The sequence below is a fragment of the Streptomyces maremycinicus genome (genome assembly GCF_001184025.1).
Classification (GTDB): domain Bacteria; phylum Actinomycetota; class Actinomycetes; order Streptomycetales; family Streptomycetaceae; genus Streptomyces; species Streptomyces maremycinicus.
Map to the genome: position 1 here is coordinate 456508 of NZ_BBYG01000012.1, position 24082 is coordinate 480589.

The 24082-nt window shown below is 73.1% G+C and carries 22 protein-coding genes; 10 read left to right on the forward strand and 12 right to left on the reverse strand.

The window, feature by feature from the left end:
- Position 1: 1 nt before the first annotated feature.
- The 5 genes from AOQ37_RS15150 to xynA all read right to left on the reverse strand — a co-directional run bounded on the left by AOQ37_RS15150 (position 2) and on the right by xynA (position 4570).
- Positions 2-289, reverse strand: a complete 288-nt coding sequence (locus AOQ37_RS15150; protein ID WP_062645005.1) for a CBS domain-containing protein — start codon at positions 287-289, stop codon at positions 2-4.
- A gap of 55 nt (positions 290-344) precedes the next feature.
- Positions 345-1829: a DEAD/DEAH box helicase gene (locus AOQ37_RS15155; protein ID WP_062645006.1), complete on the reverse strand. Its 1485-nt coding sequence runs from the start codon at positions 1827-1829 to the stop codon at positions 345-347.
- 219 nt (positions 1830-2048) lie between these two features.
- A complete protein-coding gene (locus AOQ37_RS15160; RefSeq protein ID WP_020133169.1) occupies positions 2049-2252 on the reverse strand; it encodes a cold-shock protein in 204 nt (67 codons plus the stop codon).
- Positions 2253-2559: 307 nt separating this feature from the next.
- Entirely contained in the window at positions 2560-3552 is a 993-nt protein-coding gene (locus AOQ37_RS15165) for a polysaccharide deacetylase family protein (protein WP_062645007.1), read from the reverse strand.
- A 37-nt stretch (positions 3553-3589) separates the two neighbouring features.
- On the reverse strand, positions 3590-4570 hold the full coding sequence (gene xynA / locus AOQ37_RS15170; RefSeq protein ID WP_062645008.1) for an endo-1,4-beta-xylanase XynA: 981 nt from the start codon (positions 4568-4570) through the stop codon (positions 3590-3592).
- A gap of 389 nt (positions 4571-4959) precedes the next feature.
- Here xynA and AOQ37_RS15175 point away from each other — a divergent pair, with 389 nt between their 5' ends.
- The 3 genes from AOQ37_RS15175 to AOQ37_RS15185 all read left to right on the forward strand — a co-directional run bounded on the left by AOQ37_RS15175 (position 4960) and on the right by AOQ37_RS15185 (position 8104).
- A complete protein-coding gene (locus AOQ37_RS15175; protein WP_234436906.1) occupies positions 4960-6330 on the forward strand; it encodes a sensor histidine kinase in 1371 nt (456 codons plus the stop codon).
- Positions 6327-7022 carry a response regulator gene (locus AOQ37_RS15180; protein WP_062645009.1) on the forward strand — a complete coding sequence of 232 codons (696 nt, stop codon included), beginning with the start codon at positions 6327-6329 and terminating at the stop codon, positions 7020-7022. Before AOQ37_RS15175 ends, AOQ37_RS15180 begins: the two co-directional genes overlap by 4 nt.
- Before the next feature lie 131 nt (positions 7023-7153).
- Positions 7154-8104 (forward strand): CPBP family intramembrane glutamic endopeptidase, encoded by a 951-nt coding sequence (locus tag AOQ37_RS15185; protein ID WP_078890186.1) that lies wholly within the window; start codon positions 7154-7156, stop codon positions 8102-8104.
- Positions 8105-8121: 17 nt separating this feature from the next.
- On the opposite strand, the gene AOQ37_RS15190 is transcribed toward AOQ37_RS15185, so the two are convergent.
- Both AOQ37_RS15190 and AOQ37_RS15195 read right to left on the reverse strand, forming a co-directional pair.
- Complete coding sequence (locus AOQ37_RS15190) at positions 8122-8901, reverse strand: ATP-binding cassette domain-containing protein (protein ID WP_199825013.1); 780 nt, start codon at positions 8899-8901, stop codon at positions 8122-8124.
- Positions 8902-9089: 188 nt separating this feature from the next.
- Positions 9090-9557 (reverse strand): DUF5990 family protein, encoded by a 468-nt coding sequence (locus AOQ37_RS15195; RefSeq protein ID WP_234436907.1) that lies wholly within the window; start codon positions 9555-9557, stop codon positions 9090-9092.
- Positions 9558-9702: 145 nt separating this feature from the next.
- Between AOQ37_RS15195 and AOQ37_RS15200 the strand changes: the two genes are divergently transcribed.
- Complete coding sequence (locus AOQ37_RS15200; protein ID WP_062645148.1) at positions 9703-10560, forward strand: polysaccharide deacetylase family protein; 858 nt, start codon at positions 9703-9705, stop codon at positions 10558-10560.
- Here AOQ37_RS15200 and AOQ37_RS15205 read toward each other — a convergent pair.
- Positions 10557-11264 (reverse strand): response regulator transcription factor, encoded by a 708-nt coding sequence (locus AOQ37_RS15205; protein ID WP_062645011.1) that lies wholly within the window; start codon positions 11262-11264, stop codon positions 10557-10559. The two genes, AOQ37_RS15200 and AOQ37_RS15205, sit on opposite strands and share 4 nt — an antisense overlap.
- Before the next feature lie 72 nt (positions 11265-11336).
- Entirely contained in the window at positions 11337-12656 is a 1320-nt protein-coding gene (locus AOQ37_RS15210) for a sensor histidine kinase (RefSeq protein ID WP_234436908.1), read from the reverse strand.
- A 187-nt stretch (positions 12657-12843) separates the two neighbouring features.
- Between AOQ37_RS15210 and AOQ37_RS15215 the strand changes: the two genes are divergently transcribed.
- The 4 genes from AOQ37_RS15215 (at position 12844) to AOQ37_RS15230 (ending at position 17172) form a co-directional block, all read left to right on the forward strand.
- On the forward strand, positions 12844-13056 hold the full coding sequence (locus tag AOQ37_RS15215; protein ID WP_062645012.1) for a hypothetical protein: 213 nt from the start codon (positions 12844-12846) through the stop codon (positions 13054-13056).
- The gene (locus AOQ37_RS15220; protein WP_062645013.1) at positions 13053-13796 is read left to right on the forward strand and encodes an ABC transporter ATP-binding protein; all 744 of its coding nucleotides are present in this window, start codon (positions 13053-13055) and stop codon (positions 13794-13796) included. Before AOQ37_RS15215 ends, AOQ37_RS15220 begins: the two co-directional genes overlap by 4 nt.
- 3 nt (positions 13797-13799) lie before the next feature.
- Complete coding sequence (locus tag AOQ37_RS15225) at positions 13800-16334, forward strand: FtsX-like permease family protein (RefSeq protein ID WP_062645014.1); 2535 nt, start codon at positions 13800-13802, stop codon at positions 16332-16334.
- A gap of 328 nt (positions 16335-16662) precedes the next feature.
- The gene (locus tag AOQ37_RS15230) at positions 16663-17172 is read left to right on the forward strand and encodes a lamin tail domain-containing protein (protein ID WP_062645015.1); all 510 of its coding nucleotides are present in this window, start codon (positions 16663-16665) and stop codon (positions 17170-17172) included.
- A gap of 150 nt (positions 17173-17322) precedes the next feature.
- Here AOQ37_RS15230 and AOQ37_RS15235 read toward each other — a convergent pair whose 3' ends face one another.
- Entirely contained in the window at positions 17323-18855 is a 1533-nt protein-coding gene (locus AOQ37_RS15235) for an FAD-dependent oxidoreductase (protein ID WP_062645016.1), read from the reverse strand.
- Between the two features lie 120 nt (positions 18856-18975).
- Here AOQ37_RS15235 and AOQ37_RS15240 point away from each other — a divergent pair, with 120 nt between their 5' ends.
- On the forward strand, positions 18976-20130 hold the full coding sequence (locus AOQ37_RS15240) for an aromatic acid exporter family protein (protein ID WP_062645150.1): 1155 nt from the start codon (positions 18976-18978) through the stop codon (positions 20128-20130).
- Positions 20131-20237: 107 nt separating this feature from the next.
- A complete protein-coding gene (locus tag AOQ37_RS15245) occupies positions 20238-20927 on the forward strand; it encodes a GAF and ANTAR domain-containing protein (protein WP_062645017.1) in 690 nt (229 codons plus the stop codon).
- Positions 20928-21035: 108 nt separating this feature from the next.
- Here the strand turns inward: AOQ37_RS15245 and AOQ37_RS15250 are convergent, their stop codons facing one another.
- Together AOQ37_RS15250 and AOQ37_RS15255 are read right to left on the reverse strand one after the other, a co-directional pair.
- The gene (locus AOQ37_RS15250) at positions 21036-21995 is read right to left on the reverse strand and encodes an LLM class F420-dependent oxidoreductase (protein ID WP_062645018.1); all 960 of its coding nucleotides are present in this window, start codon (positions 21993-21995) and stop codon (positions 21036-21038) included.
- Between the two features lie 167 nt (positions 21996-22162).
- Positions 22163-23938, reverse strand: a complete 1776-nt coding sequence (locus AOQ37_RS15255) for a SulP family inorganic anion transporter (RefSeq protein ID WP_062645019.1) — start codon at positions 23936-23938, stop codon at positions 22163-22165.
- Positions 23939-24082 lie beyond the last annotated feature (144 nt).

Consider the following 24082-nt stretch of genomic DNA (forward strand, 5'->3'; position numbering starts at 1 on the left):
CTCACAGAGAGAAGGAGCAGGGCCTGGACGAGAGCCGGACCGGTGTGTCGAGCACGTCCCGCAGGCGGAGCCGGTCCGTGTAGGAGACCCCGGCGCGCAGCGCGGCCAGCTGGACCCGGGTGACCGAGCCCGTGCACTGGTCGTCGCCGTCGCAGAGGATCAGATGATCGACCTGGGCGCCGGCCATGACGGACAGGGCCACCTCGACGGTCATGTCGTCACGGACCCGCGGCCCCGACTCGTCGTGCGGGTGCCGCGTCCGTACCGGGTGCGTCTGGACCGATGTCACTGGTGCCTCCTGCGGAGATGGGCGAGCCTTGCGGCCGGGCGAACCGGGTCCGGCATCAGGCCGCCGGGTTGACGGCGGGCCGGTTCCGGCCCGGCCGCCCGCGGCGGCCCCGGAACGAGGAGGACCGGGACGAGGAGGACGACGACGAGGGCGACGACGACGGCGAGCGGCGGCGCGGCGTCGCCGCGACCGGCGCGGTGATGACCACCGGGACGCCGGAGGGCGTCCGGGCACCCGTGACGCGGCTCAGTTCCGCCTCGCCCGAGCGCACCTGGGTGACCTGCGGGGTGATGCCGGCCGAGACCATCAGCCGGGTCATGCCGCGCCGCTGGTCGGGGGTGACCAGGGTCACGACGCTGCCGGACTCGCCGGCGCGTGCCGTACGGCCGCCGCGGTGGAGGTAGTCCTTGGGGTCGCTCGGCGGATCCACGTTGACGACCAGGTCGAGGTTGTCGACGTGGATGCCGCGGGCCGCGACGTTGGTCGCCACCAGCACCGTGACGTGTCCGTCCTTGAACTGGGCGAGGGTGCGGGTGCGCTGCGGCTGGGACCGGCCACCGTGCAGGGCCGCGGCGCGGACGCCGTTGTGCAGCAGGTGCTTGGTCAGCTGGTCCACCGCGTGCTTGGTGTCCAGGAACATGATCACCCGGCCGTCGCGGGCGGCGATCTCGGTGGTCGCCCGCTGCTTGTCCGCGCCGTGCACATGGAGCACGTGGTGTTCCATCGTGGTGACGGCACCCGCGACCGGGTCGACGGAGTGGACCACGGGGTCGACCAGATAGCGGCGGACCAACAGGTCCACGTTGCGGTCCAGGGTGGCCGAGAACAGCATCCGCTGACCGTCGGCCCGCACCTGGTCGAGCAGCGCGGTGACCTGGGGCATGAAGCCCATGTCGGCCATCTGGTCGGCCTCGTCGAGGACCGTGATGTCGACGGCGTCCAGGCGGCAGGCGCCCCGGTCGATCAGGTCCTTGAGCCGCCCGGGGGTGGCCACGACGACCTCCGCGCCGTTGCGCAGCGCGCCGGCCTGCCGGCCGATCGACATCCCGCCGACCACGGTCGCCAGGCGCAGCCCGACGGAGCGGGCGTACGGGGTGAGCGCGTCGGTGACCTGCTGGGCCAGCTCGCGGGTGGGCACGAGGACCAGCGCGAGCGGCTGGCGCGGTTCGGCGCGCCGGCCCGCCGTACGGGCCAGCAGCGCGAGGCCGAAGGCGAGGGTCTTGCCGGAGCCGGTGCGGCCGCGGCCGAGCACGTCGCGGCCGGCGAGCGAGTTCGGCAGGGTCGCCGCCTGGATCGGGAACGGTATGGCCACGCCCTCGTGGCCGAGCGCGGCCAGCAGCCTCTCCGGCATCGCCAGTTCGGCGAACGACTCGACGGCGGGCAGCGCGGGGGTGATCGTCTTCGGCGGCGCGAACTCACCCTGGGGCGAGATCCGTCGGCGTCCGCCGTCGTTGCCGCGGCGCGGGCCGCCCGAGCCGGCCCGGGGGCGGTGATCGGAGAAGCGGTCGTTCCTGCGGGCATGCGGGCGTGCGTGGTTCATACGAACCTTCCTTGATGCGTCGGCGCGTATCAAGGAATTCCCGCGGCACAGGGGCGGCGCTGAGAATCGCGTGAACGGGCCAAAAGCGATGGCGTCGAATCGGGTCGACGGCGAAAAATGCGCCGCGGTGTTTATCCGCGGGAAAGCAGCGAGCTGGGGCCCGCACCCCAAGGTGCGGGCCCCAGCTGCGAAATTATTGTGTCCGCGTCTGCGTGAGTGTCAGGCGGGGACGATGTTCTCGGCGGTCGGGCCCTTCTGGCCCTGCGCGATGTCGAACGTCACCTTCTGGCCTTCCTGGAGCTCACGGAAGCCCTGCGCGGCGATGTTCGAGTAGTGGGCGAAGACGTCGGGGCCGCCGCCGTCCTGCTCGATGAAGCCGAAGCCCTTTTCCGCGTTGAACCACTTCACGGTGCCAGCAGCCATTTTGAATCTCCTTCGGGAACGGTGTCGGAATCCACCCTGTGCGGATCCCGGTCGCCGTGATGATCACCCCGTCGGAAAAAACCTTCTGGAGACCACAACTGCAACTGGTAACGACAGTAGCACGCCTCGATCGACGGTGCGTGACCGTTAATTACGCTCCGTCTGTCGATCGAGAAATACTCATCGCGGGTCCCGTCCATTTCTCACTCTGTGACAACAGATAATGCGTCACCGGCGCCGCCGGGCCGTGCTGTGGCGCGGCGGCGCCGGTGGTGCGGCGGTGCGGTGGTGCGGAAGCGCGCCGGGGTCAGCTCGCGGTGCAGGAGACCGTGGGCCAGGTCCAGTTGCCGTTGGTCTGCACGGTCACACCCCAGTTGTTGCCGCTGCCGTTGGGCTTGGCGGTGAGCACCTGGGCGCTGGGATAGGCGGCGCTGATGTTCCAGGTGGAGAGGATCTTCGCGGGGGAGGGGACGTTCATCGTGACGGTCCAGTTGCTGGACCCGGTGACCGCGACGTTGAGGTTGTACCGGTCGCTCCACGACTGGCCCGCGGACAGGGTCGCGGTGCAGGCGCCCGTGCCGCCGCCGCCACCGCCGCCACCACTGTCGTCGGGGGCCACGGCCCGGCCGGTCTGCGCGGAGATCCTGCCCGCGCACAGGCCGCGGGCGGCCAGGCCCTGAGCGATGCGCGGTATCGCGGCGATCGTGTTGGCGGGCCAGTCGTGCATGAGGATGACCTGGCCGTTGGCGAGCCGGCCGGCGGCCTGCACGATCGCGTCGGTGCTCGCGTTGTTCCAGTCCTGCGAGTCGACGTCCCAGATGATCTCGGTCAGGCCGTACTTGGCCTCGACCGCCTTCACGGTCGCGTTGGTCTCGCCGTACGGCGGCCGGAACAGCACCGGGGTGCCGCCGCCCGCGCCGGCGACGGCCTGCTGGGTCCGGGAGATCTCCGAGTCGATCTGGGCTTGGCCGAGCTGGGTCAGATGCGGGTGGGTGTAGCTGTGGTTGCCCACCCACATACCGGCGTTCACCTGGGCCCGGACCAGGGACGGGTTGGCGGCGGCGTACTGGCCCTGGTTGAACATCGTGGCCCGCAGCCCGTTCTGGGTGAGGGCGTTGAGCAGGGCGGTCGTGGTGCCGCCCGGACCGTCGTCGAAGGTGAGCCCGACGTAGCCGTTGCACGTCGCGGCCCGGGCCGGGGCGGCGGCGGCCTGGACGGTCAGGGTGCACGCGGCGGCCGTCGCGACGACGGTCAGCCTCGTGACCAGGGCGCGTAAGGAGAGATGTGGTCTGGTGCTCATACGGGGTGGTCCTCCAGCCTGGGGCGGGATGCGGGGGTCAGCTCGCGGTGCAGGAGACCGTGGGCCAGGTCCAGTTGCCGTTGGGCTGGACGGTGACGCCGAAGTTGTTGCCGCTGCCGTTGGGTTTGGCGGTGAGCACCTGGGCGCTGGGGTAGGTGGCGCTGATGTTCCAGGTGGAGAGGATCTTCGCGGGGGAGGGGACGTTCATCGTGACGGTCCAGTTGCTGGAGCCGCTGACCGCGACGTTGAGGTTGTAGCGGTCGCTCCACGACTGGCCCGCGGACAGGGTCGCCGTGCAGCCGCCGCTCCCGCCACCGCCGGTGCCGCCGCCCGAACCGGTGCCGTCCACCGTGATGTTGGAGTTGCCGCTGCTCTGGTATCCCTCGGTGGCCATGATCATGTAGTAGCTGAAGCTGCCCAGGGTCATTCCGGCGCGGGCCCAGGCGTCGAAGTGGTTGCCGGTGGTGATGGTGCCGCCCGTCCGCTTCGACTGCCGGACGCTCCAGTACTGGTCGAAGGTCTTGGTGCCCTCGACGGACGGGGCGTTGTACCGCGTCGTCTTGTAGATGTCGTACGTGCCGCCGTCGCTGGTGACGGTCCCCATGTGGGTGCCCGTGGGCCGGTAGGTGCCCCAGTTGTCGACGATGTAGTACTCCACGAGCGGGTTCGACGTCCATCCGTAGAGGGCCAGGTAGGCGTTGCCGGACGGGTTGAAGGTGCCCGAGTAGGTGACGGTCCGGCGTCCGCCGTTGCTCCAGCCCTTGCCGGCGACGAAGTTGCCGGTGTTGCTCCACGAGGTGCCGTAGTTGCCGCCGGAGCCCAGGTTCATGGAGACCGTGCCCTGCGAGTCGGTCCAGAACGAGTAGTAGTAGCCGTTGTCGGTGCCGGTCTGGTTCGTGGTGACGAGCGTGTCGGCGTGCGCGGTGCCGGGCAGGGTGAGCGCGGCCAGAGCGACCAGCAGCATGGTGCAGACACCGCTGATGAGCAGCCTGAGTCGCTGTGCGGGTGCGGTTTTCATGTGCGTGCTTCCTCCTCGTCCTCATACGGCCGATGACGGCGCCAGTGTTGGCCTGGGCACGACAACTGTCAATACTTTCGGTTTTTGCTTCGAAACATTCGACGTGCCCTGCGGGTGTCCGTGGGATTGTTCATGCAGCTCATAGGTCACATCGACTCTGATTCATCACTTCACCCGAGCAAGATCGGTAAAGTCAAGATCAAAAGACCGGGCGAGACCTCTTCGAATGTTTCGGAACCTCACCGGTTCTTCCGGGCGCGCGAACCGTGGATGCCGAGGGCGGGGCGGGGGCTAGGCTCGCCCCTGTGTTCGAGGCGACGGCGTCACCACTGTCATCCCAGCCATCGCACGCACGGCTGTCCTCACTGGCGGACGGTGCCCGAGCCGTCATGACGCGGTGGAGCGCCCGGAGCGTGCTGCTGCGGGACGGCGTGCTCACCGCCGTCCTCGCGCCGGTGATGTTCGCGCCCGTGACCGCCCCCGTCGGCGCGGAGTTCGGCGATCTGACCCAGCGTCCGTACGACGGTCCCGGGCTCCTGGTGGCGGCGGCCCTGTGGCTGCCGCTGGCGCTGCGACGGCGGTGGCCCGGCGTGTGCCTCGCGCTGGTGGCGGGAGCGATCGCGGTCCACGAACTGGCGGGCTATCCGCAGACGTTCGCGAGCGTGGGCCTGTATGCCGCCCTGTACGGCGCGGGCGCCCACGGGCAGCGGGCGGGCGGCGTACGCCTCGGGGTGACGGCGGCCGTCGCGACCGGGCTGTTCACGCTGTTCGCGATCGGACTGCACGGCCGGGGTTCACCGCAGCGGGTCTCCGACTTCGTCCTCATGTACCTCGTGCTGGTGGCGTGCTGGGCCGTGGGCCGATCGGTGCGGGCCCGGCGGGCCGCCGAGGAGGAACGGCGGCGCATCGGCGCGGAGATGGCGACGGCGCGGGAACGGGCCCGTATCGCACGGGAGTTGCACGACGTGGTGACCCACCATGTCACCGCGATGGTGGTGCAGGCGGACGCGGCGCGGTTCCTGCTCGCCGACGCGCCGGACCGGGTGGCCGCCGGGCTCGGCGCGATCAGTGATTCCGGCCGGCACGCCCTGACCGATCTCCAGCATCTGCTGGGCGTGCTGAGGGCGTCCGGCGACAGGCCCGACGACCGGACGTCCGGCGGCGGGCCCGACGGCCGGAAAGACCGGAGGGACCTGGGCGGTCTGGTCGAGCAGGTCCGGGCGGCGGGCCAGCCGGTGGAACTGGCGGGGCATGGCGAGCGACGGCCGCTTCCCTCGGCTGTGGATCTGGCCGTCTACCGGGTGGTGCAGGAAGCCCTGACCAACGCGCTCCGGCACGCGCCGGGCCACGGGACGCGCGTCGGGATCCGCCACGGCGAGGACGCGGTCGAGGTCGAGGTGATCACGGAGGGGGCACCCGCGGTGCTCGCGGAGGGCGCGGGACCGGCCGTCCCCGCGCCCAGGCCGCTCGGCAGCGGAGGCGGCCACGGACTGGACGGGCTGCGCGAGCGGGTGGGCGTCCTCGGCGGCGAACTGCGCGCCGGCACCCGACCGGACGGCGGCTTCGGCGTCCACGCCCGCATTCCCGTCCCCGCACCCGTCCCCGCGCCCGTCCCCGCACCCGTCCCCGCACCCGACCCCGCGCCCGGCCCCGCGCCCGGTTCCGGCCCCGCCACCGCGCCGGCACCCACCCCCGCGCCCGCCTCCGCTCCAGAGTCCCCTCCCGCCACCGCCCCCGAGTCCGCCCGGAGGCACGCATGACCGGTACCGGCGCGGGGACGCCGATCCGTGTCCTGGTCTGCGAGGACCAGGAACTCGTGCGCACCGGCTACGTCACCATCTTCACCGCGCAGCCCGACCTCGAGGTCGTGGGAGAGACCGCCGACGGCCGCGCGGCGGTGGAGGCCGCGCGAGCGCTGCGCCCGGACGTGGTGGTGATGGACATCCGGATGCCCCTCCTGGACGGGATCGAGGCGACCCGGCTGCTGGCCGGGCCCGGCGTCGCCGACCCGGTGAGGATCCTGGTGGTCACCACCTTCAACCTCGACGAGTACGTGTACGACGCGCTGCGGGCCGGGGCGAGCGGCTTCCTGCTCAAGGACGCCCCGCCCCGTGACCTCGTGCAGGGGATCCGGACGATCGCCGCGGGCGAGTCCCTGCTGGCGCCCGCCGTCACCCGGCGGCTCGTCGGCAGGTTCGCGGACCGGATCCGTCCGGACGCCCGCGGGGCCGCCGTCCCGCAGGCGCTGTCGGTCCTGGCGCCCCGTGAGACCGAGGTGCTGAAGCTCATCGCCGAGGGGCTGTCGAACGCCGAGATCGCCGACCGGCTGGTCCTCAGCCGCGAGACGGTCAAGACGTACGTGTCCCGCATCCTCACCAAGCTCGACCTGCGCGACCGTGTGCAGGCGGTGGTCCTCGCCCACCGGGTGGGCCTGGTCACCGTCCACGACTGAACGGGCCTTGTCCCCCGGGAGAGCTACACGCGACTGTCCACCACAGGGCGATGATCGGCGGTGCCCCGCGCTCGTAGCGTTCCCGGCGAAGCGGCGGCCACCGGACCGCCGCCCGGCTGGGGAGGAACGTCATGCCGCTCAAGGGCGCGGGTCCGCTGCGGAACACGCGGGAGTACTTGCCGAACGGCTCGAAGGACCTGTTCTCGCAGGAGCCGTTCGTCGTCTCGCGGCGGGTACGGCCCGCGGGGGTGCGGCTGGTGGCGATGGTGCTGGTGTTCGTGGTGGTGACGGCGCTCGCGGCCGGGGCGCGGGCCGTGGCGGGGGGCAACCCGGTCCTGTCCCTGCTGTTCGGCGCGGTCGTCGCGGTACTCGCGCTGATGACCTACGCGGCGGTCGTCCGGCTCCTGGAACAACGCCCGGTCTCCGAACTGGACCCGGCGACGGCGGCCTCCGGGCTGCGCACCGGAACGCTCGTCGGCCTCGGCCTCTTCGTCGCGACGATCGCGGTGATCGCCCTGCTCGGCGGTTACGGCACCGAGGGCGGGGTGGTCGTGGGCGGAGTGCTGACCTATCTCGGGATGATGGCGGGCGTCGCCGTCACCGAGGAACTCCTCTTCCGCGGCATCGTCTTCCGGCTGCTGGAGGAACTCACCGGCACCCGGGGCGCGTTGGCCGTCTCCGCGCTGCTGTTCGGCGGGTTGCACCTGCTGAACACCGGCGCCACCGTGTGGGGCGCTCTGGCCATCGCCGTCGAGGGCGGACTGCTGACCGGTGCCGCCTATGTCGCCACCCGCAGCCTCTGGCTCCCGATCGGTGTCCACTTCGGCTGGAACTTCGCCGAGAGCGGCCTCTTCGGCACCACGGTCTCCGGCAACGAGGACGCCCCGGCGGGCCTGGTGCACGGCGTGCTGTCGGGCCCCGACGCGCTCACCGGGGGCGGCTTCGGCCCGGAGGCGGGCATCGCCGCCATCCTCGTCTGCGCCGTCCCCACGGTCCTGTTCCTGCGCGCGGCGGGCCGACGGGGACACCTCCGCCCCCGCCGCCGCTCCACCGGTACGCCCGCGTCGCCCACGGCCCCCTGACCGCGGCTTCCCACCCCTCAGGGCCATGCTTCCTCCGGGCGGCTCGTGCGGTGCGCCACGGCGTTGTCCGACGCGCCGGTGATGGAGGAGATGATCTGTTCCTGCGAGGTGGTGTTCACGTCGAAGAAGCCGTTGTTGCGGCCGAGGCGCAGGACGGCGACCCGGTCGGCGACGGCCTTGATGTCTCCCATGTTGTGGCTGATGAGGAGCACTCCGAGGCCTTGGTCGCGCAGCTCCTCGATGAGGTCGAGGAGCTGGCTGGTCTGTTCGATGCCCAGGGAGGCGGTGGGCTCGTCGAGCAGGACGAGCCGGGGCTCGCCGAGGAACGAACGGGTGATCGCGACGACCTGCCGCTGGCCGCCGGACAGGGTGGCGAGCGGTACGCGCACGTCGGGGATGCGGATGGACAGGGTCTTCAGCAGCTCGCGGGTGCGGCGCTCCATCTCCACCTCGTCGAGGATGCCGAACCGGTGGATCTCCCGGCCGAGGAAGAGGTTGGCGACGACATCGAGATTGCCGCACATCGCGAGGTCCTGGTAGACGGTCGCGATCCCCAGTACCTGGGCGTCCTGGGGGCGCCGGATCTGCACGGCGCTGCCCTGCCACTCGATGACGCCCCGGTCGGCGGGGCCGACCCCGGAGATCACCTTGACCAGGGTGGATTTGCCGGCGGCGTTGTCGCCCATCAGGGCGACCACCTCACCGGCCCTGATCTCCAGCTCGACGTCGGCCAGTGCCTGGACGGCGGCGAACCGCTTGGAGACACCGCGCAAGGCCAGCAGGGGCTGAGCCGCCACGGGTCACCTCCTTCCGCTGTCGGGAAGACGCGTCGAGCGAGTCCGGCCCTGTCGCGGGGGGACCTGAGGGTGAGGGACCCGCGTCGCGCGGCCTGAAGGCCGGCACCGAGACCCCTCGTCGGTCCCTCAGGGCATTTGTCCGCCATTGCCCCGCAGTAGGTGCATACGTCAAGCGTAGCCAAGCCGCTCTAGTCGGCGCGTTCGGCGGTCCAGGTGATGCGCGGGGGCTCCACGCGCGCGCAGAGGGGGCCGCCCTGCTCGTCGGTGAGGCCGAGGCGTCCGACCAGCAGTCCGTCCCGTGCGGCGGCGGCGAGCACGTCGGCGGGGACGGCGTCGAGCATGAGCTTGGCGCGGCGGAACATCGAGAAGACGCCCGACTCGTCGACCGTGCCCCACGACAGGTAGACGAAGCGCCGGCCCAGACGGTCCTGGACGTAGGGCCCCCTGACCTCGGTCCCGGTCGGCGAGGCGCTCGTGGTGCAGTCCAGGGTCCAGGTCGCGGACGGCGCGTCGCCGGGCTGCGGCTCGAGCAGCTCGGCAGGACGGTCCCGGCGCTGCACGGCGACGTGCAGGTTGCCGTAGGCGGGGACCCTGCCGTCGGCGGAGGCCGGTCGGGTGAGGCCGGGCAGGTCGACGGCGTCGATGCGGATACGCATACCGGCCATCATCCCGTGCCCGCCCGTGCCCGCCCGCGCCGGGGAGACCCGGCACCCGGTGCGCTCCGGCGCGGAACCTCGGACGTCCGTTCGACATCAAGCAGTGGACGGGGTCGAGGCGTACGGACGACATGGGGTGCACACGATGGACAGGCGGATCTCAGGGGCGGCGCTGGCCTGCGTCCTTCTCCTGACGGGCGGCGCCGCGACGGGCTGCGCGGCCGAGCCCCCGGCGGATTCCGGCCGCCCCGCCGCACCCTCCCGCTCCGCGGCGCCCACCGGGTCGCCCGGCGGCGGGGCGCGAGCGCGGGCGGAGGTCGAGGCGGCGTATGCCGAGTGGGGCCTCGACCCGCTGGCCGCGGCGCCCGCCCCGCCCGCCGCCAAGCCGGTCGGGCTGCCGGCCGCCGACGGCCGGGTGCCGGTGATCAGTGAGATACCCACCCAGGAGAAGATCGTCTTTCTCACCCTCGACGACGGTGCCGAGAAGGACCCCGAGTTCGTCACGATGATGCGGGAGCTGAAGATCCCCTTCACGATGTTCCTGACGGACTCCGCCATCAGCGCCGACTACGACTACTTCGGTGGGCTCCAGGCCCTCGGCGGCGGCGTCCAGAACCACACCCTGACCCACCCGAACCTGCGCACCCTGGGCGCGGCCGCGCAGCAGCAGGAGATCTGCGGCCAGCAGACCAGGTTGAAGAATCGATACGGCACCGCGCCGAGGCTGTTCCGGCCGCCCTACGGCAACTGGAACGAGGACACCCGGGCCGCCGCCGCGTCCTGCGGTGTCGAGGCCATCGTCCTGTGGCGCGAGTCCATGCAGATCAAGAACATGCAGTACCAGCGCGGCGACAGGAAGCTCCACCCGGGCGACATCGTTCTCGCCCACTTCCGCGGGCCGTCCGAGCTCAAGGGCACGACCATGACCGAGATGACGGCGAACCTGCTGCGGCACATCCAGGAACAGGGGTTCACGGTCGCGCGCCTGGAGGACTACCTCTAGACCGTCCGCCGCCGGGCCGTGTCCCCCCGCGGTGTGCCCGACGGCCGACCGCCCGCGCCGACCGCGTCCAGATAGCGCAGGACGGCCGCGACCCGCCGGTCCACCCGGTCCGTCGGCGACAGGTCCAGCTTGGCGAAGATGCTGCGGATGTGCTTGTGGACGGCGCCGTCGGTGACGACGAGCCGTTCGGCGACGGCCGCGTTGCCGAGCCCCTCGGCCATCAGGGCGAGCACCTCCCGCTCGCGGGGGCTGAGCCGCTCCAGCCGGGTGTCCTGGCGCGAGCGGGTGAACAGCTGGGCGACGACCTCGGGGTCGATGGCGGTGCCGCCCGCCGCGACCCGGCGCAGCGCGTCCAGGAACTCCTCCACCCGGCCCACGCGTTCCTTGAGCAGGTAGCCGAGGCCCCGCACACCGCCGCCGAGCAGCTCGGTGGCGAAGCTCTGCTCGACGTACGCGGACAGCACGAGCACGGCAAGGCCGGGCCGCCGGCGCCGGGCCTCGACCGCCGCGACGATCCCCTCGTCGGTGTGGGTCGGCGGCATCCGGACGTCGAGGATGGCGACGTCCGGCTCGTGCGCGTCGATGGCGTCCAGCGCCTCACCGGCCGTGCCCGCGGTGGCCACCACGTCGAGTGACTCGGCGCGCAGCAGCAGGGCGAGCCCCTCGCGCAGCAACGGGTCGTCCTCGGCGATCACGATCCGCATCTCATGCTCCACATCTCATGCTCCGCAGGTCTGGTTCCCACAGGTCTTGTTCCACCGGTCCGGTTCCGCAGTTCAGGACCCGCAGGGCAGGTCCACGTCCAGGACGGTCGGGCCACCGGGCGGGCTGGTCAGGGAGACGTCGCCGTCGTGCGCCGCGACCCGGCGGCGGATGCCGGTGAGCCCGGACCCGCCGTCCATGTCGGCGCCGCCGCGGCCGTCGTCCTCGACGCGGAGCAGCAGGCGGCCGCCCCGGCCGCGAGCCGTGACGGTGGCGTGTGCGGCCCCGCTGTGCTTGGCGATGTTGGTCAGGGCCTCGGCGAGGACGAAGTAGGCGGTCGCCTCGACGGAGGCGGCGCAGCGTTCGGGCACGTCCACGTCGATCCGGCAGGGCACCGCGCAGTCCGCGGCGAGACCGGAGAGGGCGCCCGTCAGTCCCCGGTCGGCCAGCACCGGCGGCAGGATGCCGCGGGCGACCGTGCGCAGCTCGGCCAGCGCCTGTTCGGCCGCGGACTGGGCGCGCTCCAGGAGCTCTTCGGCGCCGGCCGGGTCACGGGACACCATGCGGCGGGCGGCCCCGACCAGCACGGTGACCGAGACCAGCCGGTTCTGGGCGCCGTCGTGCAGGGAACGTTCGATGCGGCGCAGTTCGGTGGCGTGGGCGTCGAGGGCGGCGGCCCGGGTGGCGGTCAACTCCGCGACGCGCAGGGAGAGATCGGCATCGGGACCGGCCGACAGGAGCCGCCGCCCGGGACCCGACTGGAGCCGGGCCATGCCAGGACCCAGTCCCAGGACGATGGCGATCCAGCCCACGCCCAGCAGGCTCACGGCCAGGGCGTCCGGCCAGGTCCGGGCGTTGCCCATGCCCACGGAGGTGGCGGTCGCGCCCTCGGGCATGAGCGTCCAGTACAGCGGGAAGGCGGTGTCCCGCACGGCGAGGACCGGCAGCAGGACGCCGAGCAGCCCGAGCAACGCCCCCAGGGTGGAATGCCCGACCAGCCAGGTCAGTTCGCGCCGGGTCGTGGGGTCGACCAGGGCGGCCCGCAGCCGCGTGGGCGGGGGCTCCGGGGCGGCGACCTCGGGACCCCGGCGGGCCAGCCTGCCGCGTTCCCGGCCGGCCAGAGCGTGCAGGGCGCGCAGGAGCGGGGGCGCCATGAGCAGCCCGGCTCCCACGACGCTCGTCACGGCGGCGACGGCCAGCCACAGCAGGAGGAACAGGGCGAGCAGCGCCGTGCGGAGACCGGAGGCGAGTTGGGCGATCGCCTCGCCGGCGGCGCTCAGGGTCCGCAGGGCGATGTCCTTGAGGCCTTCGCGCGGAACCGCCCCCGCGCCGCCCGCCCCCGCGCCGCCCGCCCCCGCGCCGCCCGCCGCTGTCCCGCTCGCGCTTCCCGTCATGCGAACGACCCTATGCCGTGGGCCAGTTCTCCGTGGCCGCCGGACGCGGGAGTACAGCCTGCTGTACCCCGGACCGGGCGGACTGCGGGATCGCCCCGGAGCGCGCCGGTCCCTAGCGTCGTGGACGACAGCGGGAACGGCACACGGCCCCCGCAGGACGACCCCCACACGACCGGGAGCAGCCCCCATGCCGCACACGACGAACCCCGACCCCGCAGACCGGCTCAGCTCCGGGGACATCGCCCGCACCCTGCTCTGGATGGTGGTGGTGACCAGCGCGCTCGCCAACATGGCGGCCTCCTTCGGCGGCGCCGACACCTGGGTGCACCTGGTGTGCGGCGCGGTCACCGTGCTGTGCGCGGGCACCCTCGTCGTACGGAACCTGCGGGGCCGGCGATGAACGCCACCCGCACCGCCGTCGGCGCCCCCGCCATCGCCCTGACCGGCGTCAGCAAGGCATACCCGGGCGGCGTACGGGCCCTCGACGACGTGTCGTTGACCGTGGAGCGCGGCACCTTCCTCGCCGTGATGGGGCCGTCGGGCTCCGGCAAGAGCACGCTCATGCACTGTGCCGCCGGGCTGGACTCCCCGACCTCGGGCAGCGTCCGTATCGACGGCCACGAGATCGCCGGCCTGAACGAGACCCGGCGCACCGAACTGCGCCGCGAGCGCGTCGGCTTCGTGTTCCAGGCGTACAACCTCATCCCCTCGCTCAGCATCGAGGACAACATCACGCTGCCGCTGCGGCTCGCGGGACGCACCCCCGACCGCGACTGGCTGCGGACGCTGGTGGAACGGGTCGGACTCGCCGACCGGCTGACCCACCGTCCCGCCGAACTCTCCGGCGGCCAGCAGCAACGCGCTGCCGTGGTGCGGGCGTTGGTGGCACGACCGGCCGTCGTGTTCGCCGACGAACCGACCGGCGCGCTCGATCTGCGCAGCGCCCACGAGGTCCTGGACCTGCTGCGCGACCTCGTCGCCGATCTGCGTCAGACGGTGGTGATGGTCACCCACGATCCGGCGGCCGCGGCCCGCGCCCACCATGTCCTGGTGATGGCCGACGGCCGGGTGGTCGAGGCGCTCGACGCGCCGACCGCGCCCGAACTGGCAAGCCGTCTCGTCGCGTTGGGAGAGATCTGAGTCATGTTCCGTCTCGCGATACGGATGGCCGGGCACCGGATCACCGCACTGATCGCCGTGGCCTGCGCGGTCCTCGGCGGCGCGGCGCTGATCACCGCCACCGGTGTACTGGCCGAGTCCGGCCTCAGCTCCCGGCTGCCGGCCGGCCGGCTCGACGGCGCGGACGTCGTGGTCGCCGCCGACCAGGAGTTCCGCGCGGCCGGTGAGCTGCCGCTCGCGCTCCCCGAGCGCCGCGGGGTCCCGTCCCGGCTGGTCGGCGAGCTGGCCGGGCTGCCCGGTGTCACCGCGGCGGTCGGCGACCTCAGCTTCCCCGCGGCGCTGCTCGACGCCCGCGGACAGGTCGTACCGGCCGGGGACCCGCAGACGGCCGGGCACGGCTGGTCCTCGGTGAGGCTGGCGGAGCCGCGGGCGGACGCGCACCTCGACGGCGCGGGGCCGACCGGTTCCGGTGAGATCGCCGTGGACCGCGCCACCGCCGCCGCGGCGGGCATCGGGGCGGGCGACCGGGTGCGGGTCGTCGTCGCCGGGAGGCCCGCCGCCGGCTACCGCGTCTCGGCGGTCGTCGACACGCCCGACACGGGCCTCTTCCTCGCCGACGCGACGGCCGCGCGTCTGACCGGCCGCGCGGACCGGGTCGACCTGGTGGGCCTGCGCACCGAGCCCGGCGCCGAGCGGCGCGTCGCCGCCGAGGTCCGGACGAGGCTGAAGGGCACCGGTCTGCTGACCGTCACCGGAGCCGACCGGGGCGACACGGCGCAGCCCGGCGCCGGCGCGTCCCGCTCGCTCCTGGTCCTCCTCGCGGGTTCGCTCTCCGGGATCGTCCTGCTGATCACCGGCTTCGTGATGGCGAGCGCGCTGGCCGTGTCGATCGCCGGGCAGCGCCGCGACCTGGCGCTGATGCGGGCCGTCGGCGCGACCCCGAAGCAGATCCGCCGACTGGCCGCCGCCCAGTCCACCGCCGTCGCGGCCCTGGCCCTGGTGCCCGGCGTGGGACTCGGCTACCTGCTCGCCGGGCAGTTCCGGCGGCTGCTCGCGGACCGTGCGGTCGTACCGTCCGAACTCCCCTTGACGTACAGCCCGTTGCCCGCCCTCGCGGCGGTCGTCCTGCTGGTCCTGGCGGTCCAGGTGTCGGCCCGCTGCTCGGCCTGGCGCACCTCGCGGATGCCGGCCACCGAGGCGGTCGCGGAGTCGCGCAGCGAGCCCCGCGACCCCTCGCGGGCCCGGACGCGCGCCGGTGTGATCGTCATCGTCGCCGCGACCGCCCTGTCGGCACTGCCGCTCCTCTCCCGCACGGTCATCGGAGCGACGGCCACGTCCATCTCGGGCATCCTCGGCGCGATCGGCCTGGCGCTGGCCGGACCGGCGCTCGTCCGGCGCGTCGGCGGCGCCGCGGCCCGGGCGGCCGGAGCGGGCGCCTCCGCCCCCACCTGGCTGGCGATGGCCAACCTCCGCGCCTACGCCCTGCGCAACGCGGGGATCGTCAGCACCCTCGCCATGGCGGTCGTGTTCGTGCTGACGTACACCCTCACCCAGACCACCGTGCTGGCCGCCACCGCCGCCGACACCCGCAGCGGCACCCTCGCCCAGCAGCGGCTGACCGCTCCGGGCCTGGGCGGACTGCCCACCGGCACGCTCGCCGCCGTGCGGGACACGACCGGCGTACGGGCCGCGGCCCCGGTCGGCGCCACCACCGTGGTGTGGCAGTACCCGCAGTTCGGCGACACGGTGACCGAGTCGGGTCCCGCGACGATCCTCACCCCGGACGCCTCCGCCGTCCTCGACCTCGACGTACGGGACGGCGGCCTGGACCGCCTGCGCGGTGCCACCGTCGCCGTCAGCAGCGAGGCCGCCCGCACCCGGGACGCGACGGTGGGCCGCCGGATCGACCTGGTCCTCGGCGACGGCACGCGTGTCGACGCGGAGGTCGTCGCCGTCTACGACCGGGGCCTCGGCTTCGGCGCGGTGGTGCTCTCCCACGACCTGGCCGCCGGACACACCACGACGGCGCTCGACCAGTCCCTCCTGATCCGTACGGACGGCACGGAGACGGCCCGGCGCAGCCTCGGCGCGCTCGCGGCGTCCCACCCCGGCCTGCTGCTCCAGCCCGCGGACCTGCCCTCCACCGGCGGTCTGAAGGACGCGCCGCCCGAGGTGTGGATCAACCTGGTCACCATCGTGGTCCTGCTCGTCTACCTGCTGCTCAGCATCGCCAACAAGCTCGTCGCGGCCACCGCGCAGCGCCGGGTGGAGCTGGGCGCCCTCCGGCTGAACGGCACCACACCCCGTCAGATCCGTTCGATGATGCGCCGCGAGGCCGCGGTGACCGCCGCCACCGCGCTCGTCACCGCCCTGCTGCTGTCCGCGCTCCCGCTCGCCCTCCTGGGCCAGGGCTTCCTCGGCCGTCCCTGGCCGGCCGGCCCCGTCTGGCTGCTGCCGGGCCTCGCGCTGACGGTCACCGTCACGGCTTTCCTCACCATCGAGATCCCCACCCGGCAGGCCCTGCGCACCGCACCGGCCGACGCCATCCGTGCGCACTGAGGGCGACCGTTACTCACTTTCGGGTGACGGCCGGTCGCCCGGTGGGGTGGCGTGACCTGGCGTCCGGGGGCCACAGGCCAACTCCCCCAAGGGGTCGGAGACCGACGGGGCGTCAACTTCAGTACACGTTCACTTAAATGGACGTTGCAGTCGAGAGTCACAGAGATATGGACAACACGTAACACACGCCACGTTTCCTACCCATCTCCCGCACCCCGTGGACAGAGTGTGTGTGCGGCCAGCCGACCGCACCCGCACATCGCACCGACCCCCACGGCGTCCACCAGGGCCGCCGTGGGAAGGTGCCCGCACATCCCAGGGGAACTCTTTGTCCACTTCCGCTTCTGTCACCGCCCGCCGTCTGACCGCCGCCGCTCTCACGGCCGGCGCCGTGGTCGGCGCGATGGCACTGCCGGCCTCCGCGTCCGACCACGCCCGTCCCAACCGCCCCGAGGTGCGGATCAGCGCCGTCCAGTACGACGCCCCGGGGCGTGACGACCGCTCCCGGAGCTCGCTGAACAGGGAGTGGGTGGAACTCACCAACACCACGCGCCACACGATCAACCTCGACGGCTGGACCCTCGAGAACGAGGACGGCCGCACCTACACCTTCCACCACTACCGCCTCGAGGGCCGCGCCACCGTCCGGATCCACACCGGCGAGGGCCGCGACACCCGCCGCGACCTCTTCCAGGACCGCAACCGGGAGATCTGGGACAACCGCTCCGACACCGCCACCCTGCGCAACGACCGCGGCCGCTTCGTCGACGACGAGTCCTGGGGCCGCAACCGTCACCACGGCGGCCACGGCCACGGCGGCCACGGCCACGGCCACTGACCACCCCGGACCCGGTGAGCCGATGAAGACCTGACCCGGCACACCGGCGCACGACAGGCGGCGCGCCCGACCCCCACAGGGCCGGGCGCGCCGCTCACGTGTGCGGCGGACGAAATACCGGCGCCCCCTACTCCGGAATACCGGCGCCCCCTACTCCGGAAGGTCCCGCTTCTCCAGCGGGTGGACCGCCGGGCCTTGCAGGATCTGTCCGTCCGGGGCGAAGCGGGAGCCGTGGCACGGACACTCCCAGGCCTGCTCGCCCTGGTTGAAGGCCACGATGCAGCCGAGGTGGGTGCAGCGCGCCGACACCGAGTGGAGCGAGCCGTTCTCGTCCCGGTGGACGGCGTACTGCCGCCCGCCCAGGCGCAGCACGGCGCCGTGGCCCCGGGGGATGTCGTCCGGCGCGGGGGCCGTCACGGCCGGCAGCCGGTCGCCCACGAAATGCCGGGCCACCTGCGCCTGGTGCTTCAGGAAGGTGCTGCCCTCGCGGACCACGGAGGCCAGGCGGCGCGGATCGTAGAGACCGCTCCACTCGACCTCGCGGCCGTTGATCAGGTCAGCGAGCAGACGCCCCGCCATGATCCCGCCGCTCATTCCCCAGCCGCCGAAGCCGGTGGCCACATAGGTGTGCCGGCTGCCGGGGTGGAACGGTCCGACCAGGGGCACGGAGTCGGTGGGGTCGAGGTCCTGGGTGGCCCAGCGGTGGGTGAAGGTGAGACCGGCGAACCGGTCGGCGGCCCAGGCGGTCAGCCGCGCGAACCGCTCCTCGGTGTCGGCGGTGCCGGGGGTGAAGTGCTCCCCGGTGACGATCAGCAGGCGTTCGCCGTCGCGGTACGGGGCGGTGCGCACGGAGCGGGTGGCCCGTTCCGGGGTGATGTACATGTCGCGCGGCGCGCGGTCCGCGTCGATGGCCGCGGCGACGACGAGTTCACGGCGGGCGCTGAGCCGGGTGAAGAGCAGGGCCCGGTCGAACACGGGGTAGTGCGTGGCGATCACGACCTCCCGGGCGCGGACCGACACCCCGGCGTCGGTGCGCAGGACGCAGGGCTCGCCCTCCGTGAGGCCGACGACCCGCGTCCCCTCGTACACCGTGCCGCCCCGCCGGAGCAGGTCGTCGGTGAGCGCCAGCAGGTACTTGCGGGGGTGGAACTGGGCCTGTCCGCTCACCCGGACCGCGCCGGAGACCGCGAAGGGCAGCTCGGTCGCGGTCACGAACTCGGCGGGCAGCCCCGCCTCGCGCGCGGCCTCGGCCTCCGCCCGCAACTCCGCGACGTGCCGCTGGTCCTCGGCGTAGGTGAAGGCGGCCGCCTCCTCCCACGCGCAGTCGATGCCGAGTTCCTCGACGATCCCGGCGGCGTGCCGGATCGCCTCGGTCTGCGAGCGCGCGTACAGGGCGGCGCCCTCGGGGCCCCGGGTACGCCGCAGACGGTCGTAGATCAGGGTGTGCTGGGCGGTCAGCTTGGCCGTGGTGTGGCCGGTGACCCCGGCGGCGATCCGGCCGGCCTCCAGGACCACCACCTCGCGGCCCTGCCGCACCAGCTCCCAGGCCGTGCTGAGGCCGGCGACGCCTGCGCCGATCACGGCGACGTCGACGCTGAGGTCGCCGGACGGCGGGGGAGCAGGGGCGCCGGGCGGCGCGCTCTCGAGCCAGTAGGAGCCCTGGGTTCCTGTCTCGGCGTTCATGGCGGCCGAGTGCCCGCCGGGCGGAGTGATACGCCGCGATACGCCCTCATTTGTTGTTTTTCGACGAACGGGATCGCGATGCACGGGTGCGTCTCGTGCCTGGTGTGGCACTCGTCGGCCATGGAGTGGACGCAGAGGGCGACCTGGTCGGCGCGGCGCTGGACCGGATCCGCCGTGGCCGCGGTGCGGCGGGCGGGGGCGGGCCCCGGCCGGGAACGGGACCTGGCGGTGCAAGCGGGCAAGGCGGCGCTGGCCGCCTGGCTGGCCTGGGCGGTCGTGGGCTGGTGGCTCGACGCCCCGATGGCGTTCGTGGCGCCGTGGGTCGCGGTCGTGCTGGTGGAATCGACGGTGTACCGGTCCGTCGCGCACGGGCTCCAGCAGCTCGCGGCGATCGCGGTGGGTACGGCGGTGGCGACGGCCGGGGCGCTGCTGCTGGGCAGCACGATGGCCGCCATGGCCCTGGTCCTTCCGGCGGTGCTGCTGCTGGGGCAGTGGCAGCGCCTGGGCAGCCAGGGCGTGTACGCCGCCACCGGCGCGCTCTTCGTGCTGACCGGCGGCCAGGTGAGTGTCGCCTCGTCGGGCGCCCGTATCGCGGAGGCGGTCTTCGGCGCGGTGGTCGGGGTGGCGGTCAACGTGCTGATCCGGCCGCCGGTGTACCTGCGTGACGCCCGTGCCGCGCTGGAGGACGCGGCCCGAGAGGCACAGGAGATCCTGGACGCGGTGGCCGACGGCCTGGACGACGGCACGTGGGACGGACAGGCGGCCGGGAGCCGGCACGAGCGGGCGCTGCGCCTCGGCCGGCTGGTCGACCAGGCACGGTCGGCGATCGGCTGGAGCCGGGAGAGCATGCGCGGCAATCCGCGGGGCCGCCGTACCCGGGCCCTTTCCCCGGAAGGCAAGGCGTTCGGCGACGCGCTGGTCGTACTCGACCACGTCGCCGTCCACACCGTCGAGGTGACCCGGACGGTGTGGGAGATCGCGGAGAGCACTGAGGACGCCCGGCCGCCCGAGCGGATCACCGGGGCCTACGCGGACTTCCTGCGTCACACGGCCCGCGCCGTCCGGCTGTACGGGCGGACCCGGTTCGCCCCCGACGGCCCCGACGACCCTGCCGACGAGCGGTTGCGCGAGGCGGTCGCCGAGCTTCACCGCACCCTCGACGAGTTCCGCAGGCGGCTGCCGGGAGCGGTGCCCGACGACCCGGACGCGCTGGTGACGTACGGGACGCTGCTGGCCCAGGCGCACCGGCTGGCCCACCAGCTCGTCCGGGACTGACCCGGCCCGGCCCGCCTCGCCGGGCCGTGCCGTCTGCGCGGGCCGCCGACGCCCGCGTGGCAGGGTGGCGACCGGTGGTGACAGCGGCCGGGAGAGGTGGAGGACGGATGGACTGGGAGCGGTTCGCGCGGCAGCTGGCGTCGATGGCCCGGGACCTTCTCGCGCAGGACTCGGTCGGGGCCACGCTGGACCGGATCGCCGTCTCGGCCACCGAGCTGGTGGAGGGCTGCGACGAGGCCGGCATCCTGACCCTGCGCGGCACGAAGGTGGAGACGGTGGCCGCGACCGACCGGCTCGTCGTCGACAGCGACCGGCTCCAGGAGCGGATGGGTGAGGGGCCCTGCTTCGACTCGGCACGCACCGCGCGGGGCGAACGGGTGTTCCGCATCGCCGACTTCACCCACGAGGAGCCGCGCTGGCCCGCCTACGCGCCACGGGCCCGCGCCCTGGGGGTGGGCAGCATGATGGGCTTCCTGCTGTTCACCGACGACGCGGATCTCGGTGCGCTGAACCTCTATTCGCGCAGGCCGGGCGCCTTCACCGAGGCCGACGAGACGGCGGGCTGGCTGCTGGCCTCGCACGCCGCGGTCGCCTTCTCCAGCGCCCGCACGCACGCCCAGCTGGAGGCGGCGGTCGCCACCCGGCATGTGATCGGCGAGGCCATGGGCATCCTCATGGGCGGCCACCGGCTCACCGAGGACCAGGCGTTCGACGTCCTGCGCCGCTTCTCGCAGGAGCACAACGTCAAGCTCCACGAGGTCGCCCGCCGGGTCTGCGCACAGGGCGGCCTGAACTGAGGGCGCCCCGCCCGGCGGACGGCCCCGCCCGGCGGACGGCCCCGCCCGGCGGAGGGCGGCTCCGCGGACCGAGGGCGGCCGCGCCCGGCCGGCAGCCTCGCTCGCCCGTCAGGCGCCGCGCAGTGCCGGCAGGACCTTCGTCCGGTAGAAGTCGAAGAAGCCCTGCTGGTCCTTGCCGATCTGGTTGACGTAGACGGTGTCGAATCCCGCGTCGACGAACGCGGACAGTGCCTCGATGTGCGCGTCGGGATCGTCGCCGCACGGTACGGAGTCCGCGACCCGCTCCTCGGTCACCAGCTCGGACGCCTGTTCGAAATGGCGCGGGGTGGGCAGGATCTGCGGGAGTTCCCCGGGCAGTTGCTCGTTGGCCCACAGGTGGTGCGCCGTGCGCAGCGCCTCCCCGCGGTCCGGGCCCCAGCACACCTTCATTCCGCCGTACACCGGCTTGGTGCCGCCGCCACCGCGACGGAAGCGCTCGATCAGGGCGGTGTCCCGCATCATCGTGATCAGGCCGTCGCCGACGCGCGCCGCGAGCTCGGCGGCCTGCGGGCCGAAGGCGGAGACGTCGATGGGCACCGGCTCGTCGGGCAGGGTGTACAGACGGGCGTTCTCCACCGTGTAGTGCTTGCCGTGGTGGCTCGTCTGTTCGCCGGTGAACAGCCGGCGGATGATCTGGAGCGCCTCCTCCAGCATCTCCAGGCGCACCGACGCCTCCGGCCAGGGGGTGCCAAGGATGTGTTCGTTGAGCGCCTCGCCGGTACCGACCCCCAGCCGGAAACGGCCGCCCAGCTGGGCCGCGCTGGTGGCGGCCGCCTGGGCGATCACGGCCGGATGGGTGCGGACCAGGGGGCAGGTCACCGCCGTCTCGACGGGCAGCGAGACGGCCTGGGACAGGGCGCCGATCACCGTCCATACGAACGGACTCGAGCCCTGACGGTCGTTCCACGGGTGGTAGTGGTCCGAGATCCAGAGGGAGTCGAAGCCGGCCTGCTCGGCCATCCGGGCCTGGTCGACGAGTTCGGCCGGGCTGTGCTCCTCGCACGACAGGAAGTATCCGAAGTCGGGCATCTTCTCTCCCAGATGAATCAGGTGGATCAGATGGTCAGGTGGATCAGATGGATCACGGCGGGCGGGTGCGGCAGGTGCAGCAGGTGAAGTGGTGAAGCAGGCGAGAGGGGTGGGCGCGGTGGCCGGAACGGGCCGACGGGCTGCCGAGTACCCGGTGGCCCGGGGGCCTAACGACGGTCCTCGTCGGCGGGCGGGGTCGCGGGCGCGTCGGGGCCGGGCACCCACTCCGCCCCGGTGCGCAGCCGGAAGGCGGCGACGGCGGCCTCCACGGTGGGGAAGAAGTGCCGGGGGTCGATGGTGCGGGTGAGCCCGTACTGCTCGATCTTGCGCCGCACGGGATCCTTGAGCTCGGCGAACACGAGGTGCACGTCGTGGGCGTTGAGGCTCTCGTCGAGTTCCGTCAGGACGTCCGCGGCGGTGGTGTCCACGTCGGTCATGGGCTCCGCCGCGATCACGATCCAGCTCGGCCGCGGGTCCGCGCCCGCCAGCCGTGCGACCTCGTCCCGGAAGGTCTTGGCGTTGGCGAAGATGAGCGGGGCGTCGAACCGGTAGATCACCAGCCCCGGCAGCCGCCCGGCCGCCGGGTAGGAGCGGACGTCGTGGTAGCCCTCCAGGCCCCGCACCCGCCCCAGCACGGTGTTGTAAGGCCACCAGGCGCGCCGGAACACGTTGAGGACGGACAGCGCCACGGCGATGGCGATCCCGGGCAGCACGCCGAGGAGGGCCACGCCGAGGAAGGCCGCGAGGCACAGCGTGAACTCCGTCCGGCGCTGCCGCCACAGCCGCACCGCCCCCGGAATGTCGGCCAGCGACAGCGACGCGGTGATGACCACGGCCGCCAGGGCGGGCTGGGGGAGGTTGCGGAACAGGCCCGGGACCAGCACGAGCATGAGGACGATCAGCGCCGCGCCGACGACCCCGGTGAGCTGGCTCCTGGCCCCCGCGCGTTCCGCCACCGCCGTACGTGATCCGCTCGCGCTGACCGGGAATCCCTGGAAGAGACCGGCCGCCAGGTTCGCTACCCCGACGCCGGTCATCTCCTGGTTGCCGCGGACCTCCTGTCCGGAGCGGGCCGCGAAGGCCGACGCGTTGGAGATCGTGTCGGCCAGGGACACCAGGGCGATGCCCAGAGCCCCGCCGAACAGCGGCGCCAGGTCGGCGAGCCGGACGTCGGGGACCGTGAACGGGGGGAAGCCCTCGGGCAGTTCGCCGACCAGGCTGACGCCGTGCTCGCCGAGGTCGAGGACGGTGGTCGCGGCGATGGCCAGGACCACCATCACCAGCACCGCGGGGACCTTCGGCGCGAAGCGCTGGAGCACCAGGACCAGGACGATCGCGCAGCCGCCGACCGCGGCGGCGGCCGGCACCGCCGCCCCCTCCGCGAGCCCGCGTACGAGACCCGCGCACTCCCCGATCAGGTTGTCCGCGTCGACCTTGAAGCCGAGCAGCTTGGGCAGCTGACCGATGAGGATGGTCAGGGCCAGGCCGTTCATATAGCCGATCATCGTCGGTTTGGAGATCAGGTCGGCGATGAAACCGAGCTTCGCCACCGACGCCAGGATCATGATGGCCGCCACCATCAGCGCGAGCACCGACGCCAGCGCGACCGCCCGGTCGGGATCGCCGTCCGCCGCCACCAGGGGCAGCACGGTGGCGGCGATCATCGGCCCCAGCGAGGAGTCCGGGCCCAGCACCAGGACCCGGGACGGTCCGCACACCGCGTAGCCGAGCAGACAGAGGATCGACGTGTACAGACCGGTGATGGCCGGCAGCCCCGCCAGCTCGGCGTACGCCATGCCCTGCGGCACCAGCAGCGTGGTCAGGACGACTCCCGCGACCAGGTCCTTGACCAGCCACTCGCGCCGGTAGGACGCCACCGCCCGGACCCCGGGGACGGCGCCCCACCGGGAGCGGAGCGTGCGGCTGCGGTGCTGGTCCTTCACAGATGGTCCCTCACAGATGGTCCTTCCGTTCGCCGGCGGTCCCTGACGGCAGGCTAGGCGTCGGCCGGTGGGGCCGCGAGATGTTCCCGCGCGCGCCCGGACACCGGTGGGTCGATCTTCACCGAGCCCTCCGCGATCGCCGCG

Coding starts and splice junctions, on each gene's coding strand:
- AOQ37_RS15155 (WP_062645006.1), bottom strand. CDS start 1,829: ATGAACCACGCACGCCCGCATGCCCGCAGGAACGACCGCTTCTCCGAT.
- AOQ37_RS15160 (WP_020133169.1), bottom strand. CDS start 2,252: ATGGCTGCTGGCACCGTGAAGTGGTTCAACGCGGAAAAGGGCTTCGGC.
- AOQ37_RS15165 (WP_062645007.1), bottom strand. CDS start 3,552: ATGAGCACCAGACCACATCTCTCCTTACGCGCCCTGGTCACGAGGCTG.
- xynA (WP_062645008.1), bottom strand. CDS start 4,570: ATGAAAACCGCACCCGCACAGCGACTCAGGCTGCTCATCAGCGGTGTC.
- AOQ37_RS15175 (WP_234436906.1), top strand. CDS start 4,960: ATGACGCGGTGGAGCGCCCGGAGCGTGCTGCTGCGGGACGGCGTGCTC.
- AOQ37_RS15180 (WP_062645009.1), top strand. CDS start 6,327: ATGACCGGTACCGGCGCGGGGACGCCGATCCGTGTCCTGGTCTGCGAG.
- AOQ37_RS15185 (WP_078890186.1), top strand. CDS start 7,154: ATGCCGCTCAAGGGCGCGGGTCCGCTGCGGAACACGCGGGAGTACTTG.
- AOQ37_RS15195 (WP_234436907.1), bottom strand. CDS start 9,557: ATGCGTATCCGCATCGACGCCGTCGACCTGCCCGGCCTCACCCGACCG.
- AOQ37_RS15200 (WP_062645148.1), top strand. CDS start 9,703: ATGGACAGGCGGATCTCAGGGGCGGCGCTGGCCTGCGTCCTTCTCCTG.
- AOQ37_RS15205 (WP_062645011.1), bottom strand. CDS start 11,264: ATGCGGATCGTGATCGCCGAGGACGACCCGTTGCTGCGCGAGGGGCTC.
- AOQ37_RS15210 (WP_234436908.1), bottom strand. CDS start 12,656: ATGACGGGAAGCGCGAGCGGGACAGCGGCGGGCGGCGCGGGGGCGGGC.
- AOQ37_RS15215 (WP_062645012.1), top strand. CDS start 12,844: ATGCCGCACACGACGAACCCCGACCCCGCAGACCGGCTCAGCTCCGGG.
- AOQ37_RS15220 (WP_062645013.1), top strand. CDS start 13,053: ATGAACGCCACCCGCACCGCCGTCGGCGCCCCCGCCATCGCCCTGACC.
- AOQ37_RS15225 (WP_062645014.1), top strand. CDS start 13,800: ATGTTCCGTCTCGCGATACGGATGGCCGGGCACCGGATCACCGCACTG.
- AOQ37_RS15235 (WP_062645016.1), bottom strand. CDS start 18,855: ATGAACGCCGAGACAGGAACCCAGGGCTCCTACTGGCTCGAGAGCGCG.
- AOQ37_RS15240 (WP_062645150.1), top strand. CDS start 18,976: ATGGAGTGGACGCAGAGGGCGACCTGGTCGGCGCGGCGCTGGACCGGA.
- AOQ37_RS15245 (WP_062645017.1), top strand. CDS start 20,238: ATGGACTGGGAGCGGTTCGCGCGGCAGCTGGCGTCGATGGCCCGGGAC.
- AOQ37_RS15250 (WP_062645018.1), bottom strand. CDS start 21,995: ATGCCCGACTTCGGATACTTCCTGTCGTGCGAGGAGCACAGCCCGGCC.